We start from the raw sequence: 13,710 nt of genomic DNA on the forward strand, positions 1-13,710 counted from the left end.
GCCGTTGTCGTTTAACACTGCGCTCAAAGCCGGAACGAAACGGCTACGAATCGGCGCTGGCGCATGTTTCCCGGTTTGTTCACCCCAATATGTTGTGTCGTGAACAGGTTTTCCACCTGTTATCCACACGCCGTTAACAGGGTTTTGCACAGGCTGCACGGCCGCCGTTAATTTTTGCGTGCCGCTTCGGCACAAATCGGCGTCACGTCCATCGGTCGGCGCAGTCGCTGCACCAGACTGCGAGCAATGCAGAACGGATTGGCTCAAGCCTCTCCCACGGCATAGCGCTGCAAGGTAGGGCTGACGTTCTGGATAATTTCGTCGTGGGACAGGGCGACGACGGGCGGAAGCCGCAGCAGGTATCGGCACATCGCCAAACCCAGCAACTGGCTCGAAACGAGCCCGGCACGTCGACCAGCGTCGGCGGGATCAGCGACCGCCGCAATCACCGGCCTGACCTGGTGGCCAAATACGTCACGCAGCTTTTCGGCGGCGAATTCGTTCGACGTCGCCGAACGCAGCAGAATTGCCATGCCAGGACCGCTGGCCGGGCCTTCCCAGATTTCGAGAAAACGCCTGATCAGCGTTTCACCGATTGTGTTTCGGTCGATCGCCCGCAGTGCCGGCAATTGCAGGTCGACGACCGCCGCCCTGGCGAACAGCTCGTCCTTGCTGTGGAAATAGCGGATCACCATCGCCGGATCGATCGAGGCATGCGCCGCGACGTCGCGGATGGAGGCGCCGTCATAGCCGTGCTCGGCGAACAGGAGCCTCGCGGCCTCGAGGATTTGGGCGCGCGTGCGGTCCGACTTGCTGGGTTTCTTCGGCTGATTCTCGGTCATGAAATCCGTATGCCAACGGTTGTTGACAAATGCAATGGCTTCAACTAGAAAGTCAACGATCGTTGACAAATGGAGAGAGAAATGCTGCCCGAAACCACGGAAGTCCTGATCATTGGCGCCGGCCCGACCGGCATGGCGCTGTCCATCGTGCTGCACCAGGCCGGTGTCGATCATGTCCTGATCGACAGGCTGGCTGAGGGCCTTCAGACCTCGCGGGCTGGCGTCATCCACGCGCAGACGCTGGAAACGCTGGAGCCTCTCGGCGTCACGCAGCGGCTGAGCGAACTTGCCCTAAAACTGCAGAATTTTACCATCCGCGACCGCAATCGGGCGCTGCTCAAGCTCGATTTCAGCAAGCTTCCGTCGAGGCATCCCTATCTGATGATGCTGCCTCAAAACCTGACCGAGCAGGTGTTCGCCGAACGGATCGCAGCCATGGGCGGCGTGATTCATCGCTCGGTCGAGGCCAAGGCAGTCGTTCAGGACGCTGACGGCGCACGCGTGACGGTGATCGAGAACGGCCGCGAGAGACTGATATCGGCACGCTATGTCGTTGGTGCCGACGGCTTGCACAGCCTGGTGCGCAGGTCGACCGGCATCGAGTTCGACGGCGCCGCCTATGACGCTTCGTTCGTACTTGCCGATGTTCGTCTCGACTGGCCGGTTGGGCCGACGGAAGTGTCGCTGTTCTTTGCCCCGGCCGGGCTGGTGGTGGTGGCGCCGCTCCCGGACGGTTCGTATCGGGTCGTCGCGACAATGGATGAGGCACCGGAAAACCCCGCGGTCACCGACATCCAGGCGCTGCTCGACAGCCGTGGTCCGACCAAGAAAAGAACCCGGGTGCTCGCCCTGGCGTGGAGCTCGCGTTTTCGCGTGCATCACCGCCTGGTCCGCACGTACCGCAAGGACCGGCTGTTCCTTATCGGCGATGCCGCGCACGTGCACAGCCCGGCGGGAGGGCAAGGCATGAACACCGGCATCATCGACGCGGTCGTGCTTGGCCAGTTGCTTGGCGACGTGGTGAAGGGCGTGCGCCCGGAAACCGCGCTCGACCTCTACGAAACGCTGCGCCGCCCGGCGGCCCAGGAGGTGCTTGAACTGGCGGGCACGATGACCGAGATGGCGCTTTCCCGCAATTCGGTGAAGCGGTTCGTCCGCAATCTCGTGCTTTCAGCGCTGAACCTCACTCCGTTTCTGAAGCGTCGCATCGCCTTGAAACTGTCGGGCCTCAGCCGGGCGTCGCTTGCCCGCCTGCCGCCACCTTCGCGCCAGCCGGGTCCAGTCGCCCAGACCAAGCCGGCAGCCGAACCAGGGCTGAAGCGTGTCGCCTGACAGCCGGAATAATCCGGATCCCGGCCTCGAACTCGGCCGTGTGGGTGGTTAGACCCGTGCAACAGCAACAGGCCGACGCCTCAGGTGATATATTGGCCGCCATTGGCTGAAATGGTCGAGCCGGTGATGAAGCCGGCATCGTCGGAAGCGAGGAAGACGACGCAGCGTGCGATCTCTTCCGGCTCGCCGAGGCGGCCGACCGGGATCTGCGGGATGACGCGCTCATTGAGCACCTTCTCGTCCATCGCCCTGACCATCTCGGTGGCGATGTAGCCGGGGCAGATGACATTGACGGTGATGCCGACCCGCGCCCCTTCCTGGGCGAGCGCCTTGGTGAAGCCGATATCGCCGGCCTTCGACGCCGAATAATTGACCTGGCCGGTCTGGCCTTTCTGGCCATTGATCGAGGAGATGGTGATGACGCGGCCGAACTTGCGGTCGCGCATGCCGACCCACAGTGGGTGCGTCATGTTGAAGACGCCGGAAAGATTGGTGTCGACGACCTCTTTCCACTGCTCGCGCGTCATCTTGTGGAACATGGCGTCGCGGGTGATGCCGGCATTGTTGACCAGAACGGAAACCGGGCCGAGATCGGCCTCGATCTGCTTGATGCCGGCGGCGCAGGCATCGTAGTCGGCGACCGACCATTTGTAGACGGGGATGCCGGTCTCTGCCTTGAATTTCTGCGCCGCTTCGTCATTGCCGGCGTAGTTCGCGGCGACCTGATAGCCGGCGGTTTTCAGGCCGATCGAGATCGCGGCGCCAATGCCGCGCGACCCACCGGTGACGAGTGCTACCTTTGTCATAATATCCTCCCTTTTTCTCGATCAGCGGGCGGCGAACGGAAACGCTCTAACGGCGGAGCCTGTTCGCCACCGCCTGTTTCACGGCTTGCTCGCTCCGTCCTCACGGCGCTTTGCTGATGACTTCACAGCGCTTCCACGCACATGGCGACCCCCATGCCGCCGCCGATGCACAGCGTGGCAAGGCCTTTCCTGGCGCTTCTGCGGCGCATCTCGTAAACCAGCGTGTTGAAGATGCGGGCCCCGGAGGCGCCGATCGGATGGCCGATGGCGATGGCGCCCCCATTGACATTGACGATCGAGGGATCCCAGCCCATGTCCTTGTTGACGGCGCAGGCCTGGGCGGCGAAGGCTTCATTGGCCTCGATCAGGTCGAGATCGCCGACCGACCAGCCGGCCTTGGCCAGCGCCTTGCGCGAGGCGGGAATGGGCCCGGTGCCCATGATCTGCGGATCGACACCCGCGGTCGCCCAGGACACGATGCGCGCCAGCGGCGTGATGCCGCGCTTTGCGGCTTCCGCTTCGGTCATCAGCAGCACCGCGGCGGCGCCGTCATTGATGCCGGAGGCATTGGCGGCGGTCACCGTGCCGTCCTTGTCGAAGGCCGGTCTCAGCTTGGTCATGGCCTCGATCGTGGCGCCGTGGCGGATATATTCGTCCTGGTCGACAATGGTGTCGCCCTTCTTGCCCTTGACGGTGAAGGCCACGATCTCGTCCTTGAATTTGCCGGCCTTCTGCGCGGCCTCTGCCTTGTTCTGGGAGGCCAATGCGAGTTGGTCCTGGTCCTCGCGGGTAATCTGGAACTGGCGAGCGACGTTTTCGGCCGTGTTGCCCATGTGGTAGCCATTGAAGGCATCCCACAGCCCATCCTTGATCATGATGTCGATCATCCTGTAGTCGCCCATCTTGACGCCGGCACGCAGGTGTTGAGCGTGCGGGGCCAGCGACATCGATTCCTGCCCGCCGGCGACGATCACCTTGGCATCGCCTGTCGCGATCTGCTGCATACCGAGAGCAATAGCGCGCAGACCTGAGCCGCAAACCTGGTTGAGGCCCCAGGCGGTGGTTTCCTTCGGCAGGCCCGCTTCGATAGATGCCTGGCGGGCGGGGTTCTGGCCCTGAGCCGCGGTCAGCACCTGGCCGAGGATGACCTCGTCGACTTCCGCCGGCTCGACACCGGTACGGGACAGCAACTCCTTGATGACGACGGCACCAAGCTCATGCGCCGGCGTGGCGGCGAAGGCGCCGTTGAAGGAACCGACGGGCGTGCGCGCCGCACTGGCGACAACGATGGCAGCGGACATGTTCTTCTCCACACTTCGAGGTATCGAGGTTTTGGTATCGCAGTTTGTATCGTCAGGGCTTTCTTGCCCTTTCAATGATCCAAGTCAAACCGGAAATGGGCATACCGGCCATGCGCCGCAAGCAGGTTGCGCATCGTGGTGGATACAGCCGGCCCATTGCTGCGCAGCATTTTTAACCCGCCGTGCAGCATTAATTGATGCCGCACTGCACAAACCGCTTGGAATTGTGACGCTTTTGCGCATATCCTTGAAAAGGCGCAATCGTTACCGGCAGCTTACCTCAAGTGCGCCGGTGTCCCGGGAGGATGCTGATGGCCGCGAAAGACGAACCGATTATCATCAAGAAATATGCCAATCGCCGCCTCTACAACACCGGCACCAGCACCTATGTGACGCTCGAGGACCTTGCCGAAATGGTCAAGAAGGGCGTGGAGTTCACCGTCCAGGACGCCAAGACCGGCGACGACATCACCCATCCGGTGCTGACCCAGATCATCTTTGAACTGGAGAACAAGGAAGGGCAGAACATGCTGCCGATTCCGTTCCTGCGCCAGTTGATCGCTTTTTACGGCGACCAGATGCAGATGATCGTGCCGAGCTTCCTCGAACAGTCGATGATCGCCTTCTCAAAGGAGCAGGAACGCTTCCGCGAGCAGATGAAGGGTGCTTTGGGCAAGTCGCCGCTGGACATGATGAAGATCGCCACGCCGATCAAGGCGCTGGAAGAGCAGACGCGCCGCAATATGGAGATGTTCCAGAACGCCATGCGCCTGTTCACGCCCTTCCCACCCGCAGGCTCGAATGGCACTTCCGCAGCGCCGGCGGAGCCGGCCAGGAAAGAGACGTCGGAAAAGCCCGACGACCTTCAGGAACTGAAGGAACAGATCGCCGCCATGCAGCGCAAGCTCGACACGATGTCGTGATCGCCGGCCGGCCGGCCGAAATCTCTCATCGGCAGGCCGTGTCAGAAATCTCCGCCTCGGAATGAGTGCCGCGCGACCGCTATCGCGTTCTAAAACGCAATCTCACGAACACCCGAAGTGGCTCCAGGGCACGCTGACCAACTGTTCGCACGGCCTGTTCAGGCGCACAGCTTCGAGTGAGGGTGTCCTCTTTCATGACAAAAATTTCATGTCATCGCCACTGAGTGCCGCTGTTTTTGCGCCACACGAGACATATATGCTGCACTGCAATATGGTCCGTTGGCGCCGTAATGAAGGATTTCGCCTTGCCCAGCAGAAAAACCGCCATCGTCACCGGTTCCACCTCGGGCATCGGCCTGGCAATCGCCCATGCCCTCGCGGCCGATGGCTGCAACATCGTCGTCAATTCCTTTTCAGACACGGCCGACGACCAGGCCGTCACCGATGCGATCGCCAAGCATCACGGCGTGAAGACTGTCTACATCAAGGCAGATATGTCGAAGCCGGCCGAATGTCGGGCGCTGGTCGCAAAGGCAGCCGAGAGCTTCGGCTCGGTCGACATCCTGGTCAACAATGCCGGCATCCAGCATGTCGCGCCGGTGGAAGAATTTCCCGTCGAGAAGTGGGACGCCATCATCGCCATCAATTTGTCGTCGGCCTTTCACACCATCGCCGCCGCCATCCCGCTGATGAGAGAAGCCGGCGGCGGCAGGATCGTCAACATCGCCTCGGCCCATGGGCTGGTCGCCTCGCCGTTCAAATCGGCCTATGTCGCGGCCAAGCACGGCATCATGGGACTGACCAAGACGGTCGCTTTGGAACTGGCGCGCGACAAGATCACCTGCAACGCCATCTGTCCCGGCTATGTGCTGACGCCGCTGGTCGAGGCGCAGATCCCCGACCAGATGAAGGCGAACAAGATGGACCGCGACACGGTGGTCCGCGAGGTCATGCTCGACAGGCAGCCGACCAAGGAATTCGTCACGGTCGAGCAAGTTGCCGCTGCCGCGGTGTTCCTGTGCTCGGATGCGGCAGCGCAGATCAACGGCACGCAAATCTCGGTCGACGGCGGCTGGACCGCGCAGTGATCCATCCAATGGCTCTCTAGATCAAGGACAACGCCATGACGACAAACGGCAAGGCGGAGGAGCCCAAGAAGATCAACGTCGCGCTGCAGGGCGGCGGCTCGCACGGCGCCTTTTCCTGGGGCGTGCTCGACCAGCTGCTGGAGGACGGACGGCTCGACATCGCGGCGGTTTCGGGCACCAGCGCCGGCGCCATGAACGCGGTGGCGCTGGCCGACGGCTTCGTCCGCGGCGGCGTCGAGGGCGCGCGGCAGAAGCTCGACGATTTCTGGCGCGCGGTGGCGCGGAAGGGCCGGTTCAGCCCGGTGCAGCGCATGCCGTGGGACGTCGCCTGGGGCAACTGGTCGATCGAGAACACGCCGGGCTATCTGTTTTTCGACACGATGTCGCGGGTGTTTTCGCCCTATGTCGCCAACCCGCTCGGCCTCAACCCGCTGCGCGACGTGATCGAACAGGAGATCGATTTCGGCAATGTGCGCGCCTGCAAATCGATGGAGCTGTTCATCTCCGCGACGAATGTCGAGACCGGGCAGTTACGCGTCTTTTCCGATGGCGAGATCGATCTCGACACAGTGATGGCGTCGGCTTGCCTGCCGCAGCTGTTCCGCGCCGTCGAGATCAAGGGCGTGCCCTACTGGGATGGCGGCTATGGCGGCAATCCGGCGCTGTTCCCGTTCTTCAAGACGACTGCCACCGAGGACGTGCTTTTGGTGCAGATCAATCCGGTGGTCCGCGAGGGGACGCCGAAGAGCGCCAACGAAATCCAGAATCGCATCGACGAGATCACCTTCAACGCCGGACTCTTGCGCGAATTCCGCTCGATCGCCTTCATCAAGGAGCTGATTGCCGCCGGCCGGCTGCCGCATGGCGAATACCGCGACATCCGCATGCACCGCATCGATGCCGACGAGGCATTCAAAGACCTGTCGGCATCGTCCAAGGTCAACGCCGAATGGGCGTTCCTGACCTATCTGCGCGACCTTGGCCGCACCGCCGCCAGCGATTGGCTGGAGGAGAATTACGACGCCGTCGGCAAGCGGCCGACGCTTGATCTCTCAGGCGAGCTCGACGACGGCTTCAAGCCGATGCGTGGTCCGGCACCGGGGCGGCGGGTCAAGGAGTTCCTCGCAGCACGCAAGAAACCCGAGGCAGCGCGTCGCCGAGCTTGAGGCGTTTTGTTGTCAGTTTTTTTGCAAGGCTAGATCGATCACCTTGATCAGCGCGGCCGCAGCCTGCCGCTGCTCATCCGGATCGCTGATGCGCATCTTCATGCCTTCAAGTCCGTCGAGCAGCATGTCGGCCAGCAATTTTGCCGACAAGCCCTTGGCGGTGAGATCGACGCCATTGCGTCCGGCTTCGCTCTGGATCGCTGCGGCGATATGCTCGGCAAACCGGCTGCGCCAGCAGCCGATCAGGTCGGCGAGGCTCGACTTCATGTCAAGGAGTTCGGCGCCATGCGGCGAGGCGTGGACGCTGCGCGTCATCGAGATCAGCGCTTCGTCGATGGCCCGCATCGTGCGCCCGGCAAATGGTTCTTCGCCGGCGAGTGCTGTTTTTGCCTGCTCGAGCGAGCGGGAGAGCAGCATCAACGCAATGGCGCGATAAATATCGGTCTTGTTCTTGAACTGGAGATAAAGCGCCGGCCGCGACATGTCGGCGGCACGCGCGATGTCGTCCATGGTGGTGCGGGCGAAACCATAGGCCAGAAACACCTTCATCGCGCTGTCCACAATGCGGGCGCGCTTGGGGTCGGTGGCGATGTCCTCGATCTCGATCATGGCGCGACTTTATCCTGCAAAAGCTCTATTGACAAAATGACGTAATTTGTCAAGATGTATAAGGGCGAAATGGCCGACCGGCCTTTTGCCCGGGCTGCGGACGACAACAAAGGGTATCCCCATGCGCCTCACCGTCGACGGGCAAGTATTCGACGTCAATGCCGATCCCGAAATGCCGCTGCTGTGGGCGCTGCGCGACCTCATGGGCAAGACCGGGCCGAAGTTCGGCTGCGGCATCGCCGCCTGCGGCGCCTGCACGGTGCATGTCGACGGCCAGCCGGTGCGCTCCTGTTCATTGCCGGTCGGTGAGGTCACCGGCGCGGTCACCACGATCGAAGGCATCGGCACCGAAGGCAGATTGCATCCGGTACAGCAGGCATGGCTGGAAGAGCAGGTCGCCCAGTGCGGCTACTGCCAGGCCGGCCAGATCATGAGCGCGGTGGCGCTGCTCGACCAGGTTGACGACCCGACCGATGCCGATATCGACGATGCCATGGGCGGCAATCTCTGCCGCTGCGGCACCTACCCGAAGATCCGTGCGGCGATCAAACGAGCGGTCGTGCTCAAGACGGCGGGGATCTGACCATGGCCAGTGTCGGAAAGATCGCCCGCCGCACGTTTCTCATCGGCACCGCTGCCATCGCGGGCGGCGTCGCCGTCGGCTATTACTACTATCGCAAGCCTTTTCCGAATCCGCTGGAAGGCGACCTCGCGGCCGATGAAGCGACCTTCAACCCCTATGTGAAAATCGGCGCCGACAACACCATCACCATCGTCGCGCCGCGCGCCGAGATGGGCCAAGGCATCTCGACGACGCTTGCTGCCATGGTTGCCGAAGAGCTCGATGTCGGGCTCGACCAGATCAAGGTCGAGCACGGCCCGGCCTCCTACGCCTATTTCAATGCGGCGATCCTGGAAGAGGGCGGTCCGTTCGCCTTCTTCGATGAAAGCATGACCGCGGAAATAGTGCGCGCCGGCATGGGCGTGGCCGGAAAATTCCTCGCTCTGCAAGGCACCGGCGGTTCGACATCGACGCTCGATGGTTTCGGCAAGATGCGGCAGGCAGGCGCCGCCGCGCGGCAGATGCTGATTGCAGCGGCCGCGCAAAAGCTCGGTATAGCTGCCGCCGATCTGGAAATGGCCAACGGCTCGATCCTGCACAAGGCATCGGGCAAGTCGCTGACCTATGGCGCGGTCGCTGCGACCGCTGCGACGATGGCGGCGCCCGCGGAAATCAGGCTCAAAGACAAAGCCGGCTGGAAGCTGCTCGGCAAACCGCAAAAACGCATCGACATGCTGGCCAAGGTCACCGGGGCGCCGATCTTCGGCATCGACGTGACGCTGCCGGAGATGCTGTACGGCACGGTCAAGATGAGCCCGCGCTTCTGGGCCAAGCCGGTCAAGGCGGATTTCTCCAACGCCGAGAAACTGCCTGGCGTGATCAAGATCGTGCCGATCGACACGAATTACGGCCACGGCTTCGGCATCATCGCCGAAAACACCTGGGCGGCGTTCAAGGCGGCGGAGGCGATCGACGCCGAATGGGCCGATCCCGAATATCCGCTGGACAGCGCCGGCATTTCCGAGGTGCTGAAGCAGGCGCTCGGCACAAAAGGGTCGGTGATGCGCGACGATGGCGATGTCGATACCGCCTTCGCCGACGCGCCGCGCGAAAGGATCGTCGAGGCCGACTATGGCGTGCCTTATCTGGCACATGCGACGATGGAGCCGATGAACGCCACGGCGCGGCTGAAGGACGGCGTCCTCGACATCTGGTGCGGCAACCAGGCGCCGACCTTGGTGCGACAGCTTTGCGCCAATGCTGTCGGCATTGAGCAGGACAAGGTCAGTGTCCACACCACCTTCATGGGCGGCGGCTTCGGCCGACGTATCGAGGTGGATTATGCGCTCTGTGCCGCGCTGATGGCGAAAGAAACGGCAGGCCGGCCAATCAAGGTGATTTGGACGCGCGAGGAGGACATGCGCCACGACGCCTACCGGCCGGCTTCGGTCGGCAGATTCCAGGCGCGGCTTGGCAACGACGGCATACCGGTCGCCGTCGACATGACAATCGCCTCGCCGTCGGTGATAGCCAGCACCTTGCGCCGGCTGTTTCCCTCGATCCCGCCGCTTGGCCCCGACAAGTCCATTGTCGATGGGGCCTACGACCAGCCCTACACCATCCCGAATTACCGGGTCAGCGGCATTGCTGCGCCCGCCTCCATCCCGGTCGGCTTCTGGCGATCGGTCGGCTGCTCGATCAACGGCTTCTTTCATGAGGGCTTCATGGACGAGATCGCCACCGCCGGGAAAACCGATGCGGTCGAGCTGCGCAAGACGCTGATGGCTGCCTATCCGGCAGCGGTGAAGGTGGTCGAGAAGGTCGCCGAAATGGCGAAGTGGGGCGAGGCGCTGCCCGCCGGCAAGGCCAAGGGCATGGCGTTCACGCTGTCGTTCGGCAGTTGGGTCGGCGAAATCGTCCAGGTCGCCGACACGCCGTCCGGGATCCGCATCGAGAAGATGTGGATAGCCGCCGATGTCGGCACCGCGCTCGATCCTGGTATCATCGAGGCGCAACTCATCTCCGCCGCCATCTACGGCCTGTCGGCAGCGATGGGTCAGGAGATTACTTTCGCCGACGGCATGGTCGAGCAGTCGAATTTTCATGACTACGACGCCATGCGCATCTCCCAGTGTCCGGCGTTCGAAGTCGCCATCCTGGAGAATTTTCACAAGATGGGCGGCGTTGGCGAAGTCGGCACGCCGCCGGCGGCACCGGCACTCGCCAACGCCATCTTCGCACTGACAGGCAAGCGCATCCGGACACTGCCCTTGTCGAAGGAGGTGACCTTTGCATGAAATATTCCCATCATGCTGACAGCTGCTGCCATGCTGTTTTGCTGGTGCCTTTACCAACGGCACTGGCAAGCCGGGCACGGCACCGATGACGGTCGATGCAGCCAAGACTTGCCCGAGGGACGCGGTCTGCCGGTTGCTTTCGCATCCGCACTGCGCCGAATGCGATGTTCGCAGACGAACGGCTGCGCTGGTCCGGCGCGCCTCATGGCGGCGGGCGCATCCTGCCCAGCGAAGTATTACCCATCAACATTTCTGACTATATTGCGGTGCAACTTTGATGTAGAAGCTCGTTCGCCGATCACGGCAAGTTGAACACGGCCTTGCGCGCACCCATATCGGCGACGCGCCCGAGTTACAAGACGCGGCCTGGCCGAACCCCGCGCACTGGAAAAATGACGATGCCGAAGTACAGGTTTCACAAGCTTGCAGCCATTGTTGTGCTTGTCGGTTTCGCTGCCTGGATGGTGACGGGCGAGTTCTCGTCCGTCGGCAGCGCGGCCGCCGACAAACCCAAGGCGGGGGAGGTCGAGCAGCCAACGGCGGCTGACGCCGGCAACGCCAAGCCCAGTGAGGCAGAACAGCCCAAGGCGACCTTGCGCACCGTCGCGACCATAACCCCGCCCAGGCGTACATATGCGCGCGCCATCCGGATTTCCGGACTGACCGAAGCCGACAAGCGCGCGGTCCTGGCGACGCGCGTCGCCGGCGTCATCGACAAGCTGCCGGTCAAGCAGGGACAGCGCGTCAAGACCGGCGACCTCGTGCTGATGCTGGCAGCCGAGGAAAAGCTTTCGGCGGTCAGCAACGCCAAGCAGCTTCTGGTCCAGCGTCAGGCCGAACTCGATGCAGCATTGCGGCTGATGAAAACCGGCAATCTGCCCAAGCTGCAGCTCGATACGGCGCGCTCCAACCTGACGCTGGCCCAGTCGCACCTGGAAGCCGCGCAGGCCGAGCTCGACCGCAACGAGGTGAAGGCGCCGTTCGACGGCGTCATCGACCGGGTGCCGGTGGAGCTTGGCAGTTCCGTGATGCAGGGCGACGAAGTGGCGACCATTTTGAGCCTCGATCCGGTGATCGCCCGCGGCGAGGTCAGCGAACGTGATCTCGGCTATCTGAAGATCGGCGACAAGGCGAATGTACGATTGGTCAGCGGCCAGAAGGTCGAGGGCACCGTGCGCTATATCAGCCGCGACGCCTCGTCCGCCACCCGCACCTTCCGCGTCGAGATCGCAATCCCCAACCCCGAGGGCACCATTCCGGCCGGGATGACCGCCGAGATCGCGCTGAGCGCGCAGCCGACAGACGCAGTCATGCTGCCGCGCTCCGTGGTGACGCTGGGCGACAAGGGCGACCTCGGCATCCGCGCCGTCGACAAGGACAACAACGTCGTGTTCTTCCCGATCGATCTGGTCGACGATACGCCAACCGGCCTGGTGCTCGGCGGCATCCCTGCCGATGCGCGCATCATCGTCGCCGGCCAGGAACTGGTGAAGGACGGCGAAGTGGTCAAGCCGGTCGAGGCCGACCAGGCGACCATCCACAAGCTGCTGGGCGAAGCGACGGCCGGGACGCAGTAATCATGGATATCGTCAAACTCGCAATCAGCAATGCCAGGCTGACCATTTCGGTGCTGGTGTTCCTCATCCTTGCCGGTGCGGTCGCCTACCAGTCGACACCGAAGGAAGCGGAACCCGACGTTCCGATTCCGATGATGTATGTCAGCCTGATCTATCAGGGCATCTCGCCCGAGGATTCGGAACGCCTTCTGCTGCGGCCGATGGAAGCCAAGCTGAAGAGCCTCAAGGGGCTCAAGGAGATGCGTTCGGCCGCCTTCCAGGGCGGCGGTTATGTGCTGGTCGAATTCCACCCGCAGACGGATCTGGCGACGGCGCTGCAGGACACGCGCAGCAAGGTCCAGGACGGCAAGGCCGACCTGCCGCAGGCAGCAGAGGAGCCTGTGGTATCCGAAGTCAACGTCTCCGAATTCCCCGTCCTTGTCGTGACGCTGTCGGGCGAAGTGCCCGAGCGCGTTCTGACGACGGCGGCGCGCGAGTTGCGCGACCGCATCGAGGAAGTGCCGGGCGTGCTGGAGGGCTCGCTGCAGGGCGCCCGCGACGATCTTGTCGAAGTCGTCATCGATCCGATGAAACTGTCTTCCTACGGGCTGCAGCTAGAGCAGCTGATCGGTGCGGTGGGCGATTCCAACAGTCTTGTCGCCGCCGGCAACATCGAAGGGTCCGAGGGCAAATACGCGGTCAAGGTGCCGTCGCTGATCGAAACGCCACAGGACGTGGCGGCGCTTCCGATCGTCGCCGGCCCCAATGCCGTGGTGCAGGCCCAGGATATCGCCACCGTCCGCTCCACCTTCAAGGACGCCGAGACGGTGACCCGTCTCGACGGCAAGCCGGCGATCGCCATCGAGGTGAAGAAGCGCATCGGCTCCAACCTGATCGACACGATCGCCCAGGTGAGGGGCGTGTCCGATGCCTTCATAAAGACCATGCCGGAAGGCATGCACGTCACCTACACGCAGGACAAATCGGTCTTCGTCAACCAGTTGCTCGGCGATCTGCAGAACCACGTCATGATCGCCGTGATCCTGGTGTTCATCGTCATTCTCTACGCGCTGTCGGGCCGTGCCTCGCTGCTGATCGGCCTGGCCATTCCATCGTCCTTCCTGATCGGCATCCTGCTGTTGGCCATGATGGGCTACACGATCAACATGATCGTGCTGTTCAGCCTCATCCTGGCGGTCGGCATGCTGGTCGACGACGCCATCATCGT

12 protein-coding genes are annotated in these 13,710 nt (G+C 62.8%); 8 read left to right on the forward strand and 4 right to left on the reverse strand.

Translation table 11 applies throughout. From position 1 onward, the window contains the following. Positions 1 to 263 precede the first annotated feature (263 nt). Positions 264 to 842, reverse strand: coding sequence for a TetR/AcrR family transcriptional regulator (locus AC0L18_RS11340; protein ID WP_473492239.1), 579 nt, complete (start codon positions 840 to 842; stop codon positions 264 to 266). A gap of 81 nt (positions 843 to 923) precedes the next feature. Here AC0L18_RS11340 and AC0L18_RS11345 point away from each other — a divergent pair, with 81 nt between their 5' ends. Next, entirely contained in the window at positions 924 to 2,174 is a 1,251-nt protein-coding gene (locus AC0L18_RS11345; protein WP_473492240.1) for an FAD-dependent oxidoreductase, read from the forward strand. 80 nt (positions 2,175 to 2,254) lie between these two features. Here AC0L18_RS11345 and phbB read toward each other — a convergent pair whose 3' ends face one another. Together phbB and AC0L18_RS11355 are read right to left on the reverse strand one after the other, a co-directional pair. Beyond that, positions 2,255 to 2,980: an acetoacetyl-CoA reductase gene (gene phbB / locus AC0L18_RS11350; RefSeq protein ID WP_128170628.1), complete on the reverse strand. Its 726-nt coding sequence runs from the start codon at positions 2,978 to 2,980 to the stop codon at positions 2,255 to 2,257. A 122-nt stretch (positions 2,981 to 3,102) separates the two neighbouring features. After that, on the reverse strand, positions 3,103 to 4,281 hold the full coding sequence (locus tag AC0L18_RS11355; protein ID WP_473492241.1) for an acetyl-CoA C-acetyltransferase: 1,179 nt from the start codon (positions 4,279 to 4,281) through the stop codon (positions 3,103 to 3,105). 311 nt (positions 4,282 to 4,592) lie between these two features. On the opposite strand from AC0L18_RS11355, the gene phaR reads away from it, so the two are divergent. The 3 genes from phaR to AC0L18_RS11370 all read left to right on the forward strand — a co-directional run bounded on the left by phaR (position 4,593) and on the right by AC0L18_RS11370 (position 7,458). Then, positions 4,593 to 5,204: a polyhydroxyalkanoate synthesis repressor PhaR gene (phaR, locus tag AC0L18_RS11360; protein ID WP_027152940.1), complete on the forward strand. Its 612-nt coding sequence runs from the start codon at positions 4,593 to 4,595 to the stop codon at positions 5,202 to 5,204. Positions 5,205 to 5,494: 290 nt separating this feature from the next. Beyond that, on the forward strand, positions 5,495 to 6,292 hold the full coding sequence (locus AC0L18_RS11365; protein ID WP_236368930.1) for a 3-hydroxybutyrate dehydrogenase: 798 nt from the start codon (positions 5,495 to 5,497) through the stop codon (positions 6,290 to 6,292). Between the two features lie 35 nt (positions 6,293 to 6,327). Beyond that, positions 6,328 to 7,458 carry a patatin-like phospholipase family protein gene (locus AC0L18_RS11370; RefSeq protein WP_027152943.1) on the forward strand — a complete coding sequence of 377 codons (1,131 nt, stop codon included), beginning with the start codon at positions 6,328 to 6,330 and terminating at the stop codon, positions 7,456 to 7,458. 12 nt (positions 7,459 to 7,470) lie between these two features. Here the strand turns inward: AC0L18_RS11370 and AC0L18_RS11375 are convergent, their stop codons facing one another. Further along, positions 7,471 to 8,067, reverse strand: a complete 597-nt coding sequence (locus tag AC0L18_RS11375) for a TetR/AcrR family transcriptional regulator (protein ID WP_473492242.1) — start codon at positions 8,065 to 8,067, stop codon at positions 7,471 to 7,473. 121 nt (positions 8,068 to 8,188) lie between these two features. Here AC0L18_RS11375 and AC0L18_RS11380 point away from each other — a divergent pair, with 121 nt between their 5' ends. The 4 genes from AC0L18_RS11380 to AC0L18_RS11395 form a co-directional block, all read left to right on the forward strand. Further along, the gene (locus tag AC0L18_RS11380; RefSeq protein WP_473492244.1) at positions 8,189 to 8,650 is read left to right on the forward strand and encodes a (2Fe-2S)-binding protein; all 462 of its coding nucleotides are present in this window, start codon (positions 8,189 to 8,191) and stop codon (positions 8,648 to 8,650) included. Between the two features lie 2 nt (positions 8,651 to 8,652). Beyond that, positions 8,653 to 10,926, forward strand: coding sequence for a xanthine dehydrogenase family protein molybdopterin-binding subunit (locus tag AC0L18_RS11385; protein WP_473492245.1), 2,274 nt, complete (start codon positions 8,653 to 8,655; stop codon positions 10,924 to 10,926). A gap of 398 nt (positions 10,927 to 11,324) precedes the next feature. Then, positions 11,325 to 12,503, forward strand: coding sequence for an efflux RND transporter periplasmic adaptor subunit (locus AC0L18_RS11390; protein WP_473492246.1), 1,179 nt, complete (start codon positions 11,325 to 11,327; stop codon positions 12,501 to 12,503). 2 nt (positions 12,504 to 12,505) lie between these two features. After that, positions 12,506 to 13,710, forward strand: a 1,205-nt coding sequence (locus AC0L18_RS11395) for an efflux RND transporter permease subunit (RefSeq protein WP_473492248.1), incomplete at its 3' end; no start/stop codon positions are given.

The sequence above is a fragment of the Mesorhizobium sp. WSM4819 genome, assembly GCF_055811215.1.

What these genes read in the sequence shown, in the direction of transcription:
- AC0L18_RS11340 (WP_473492239.1), bottom strand. Translation starts at nt 842, where the DNA reads ATGACCGAGAATCAGCCGAAGAAACCCAGCAAGTCGGACCGCACGCGC.
- AC0L18_RS11345 (WP_473492240.1), top strand. Translation starts at nt 924, where the DNA reads ATGCTGCCCGAAACCACGGAAGTCCTGATCATTGGCGCCGGCCCGACC.
- phbB (WP_128170628.1), bottom strand. Translation starts at nt 2,980, where the DNA reads ATGACAAAGGTAGCACTCGTCACCGGTGGGTCGCGCGGCATTGGCGCC.
- AC0L18_RS11355 (WP_473492241.1), bottom strand. Translation starts at nt 4,281, where the DNA reads ATGTCCGCTGCCATCGTTGTCGCCAGTGCGGCGCGCACGCCCGTCGGT.
- phaR (WP_027152940.1), top strand. Translation starts at nt 4,593, where the DNA reads ATGGCCGCGAAAGACGAACCGATTATCATCAAGAAATATGCCAATCGC.
- AC0L18_RS11365 (WP_236368930.1), top strand. Translation starts at nt 5,495, where the DNA reads ATGAAGGATTTCGCCTTGCCCAGCAGAAAAACCGCCATCGTCACCGGT.
- AC0L18_RS11370 (WP_027152943.1), top strand. Translation starts at nt 6,328, where the DNA reads ATGACGACAAACGGCAAGGCGGAGGAGCCCAAGAAGATCAACGTCGCG.
- AC0L18_RS11375 (WP_473492242.1), bottom strand. Translation starts at nt 8,067, where the DNA reads ATGATCGAGATCGAGGACATCGCCACCGACCCCAAGCGCGCCCGCATT.
- AC0L18_RS11380 (WP_473492244.1), top strand. Translation starts at nt 8,189, where the DNA reads ATGCGCCTCACCGTCGACGGGCAAGTATTCGACGTCAATGCCGATCCC.
- AC0L18_RS11385 (WP_473492245.1), top strand. Translation starts at nt 8,653, where the DNA reads ATGGCCAGTGTCGGAAAGATCGCCCGCCGCACGTTTCTCATCGGCACC.
- AC0L18_RS11390 (WP_473492246.1), top strand. Translation starts at nt 11,325, where the DNA reads ATGCCGAAGTACAGGTTTCACAAGCTTGCAGCCATTGTTGTGCTTGTC.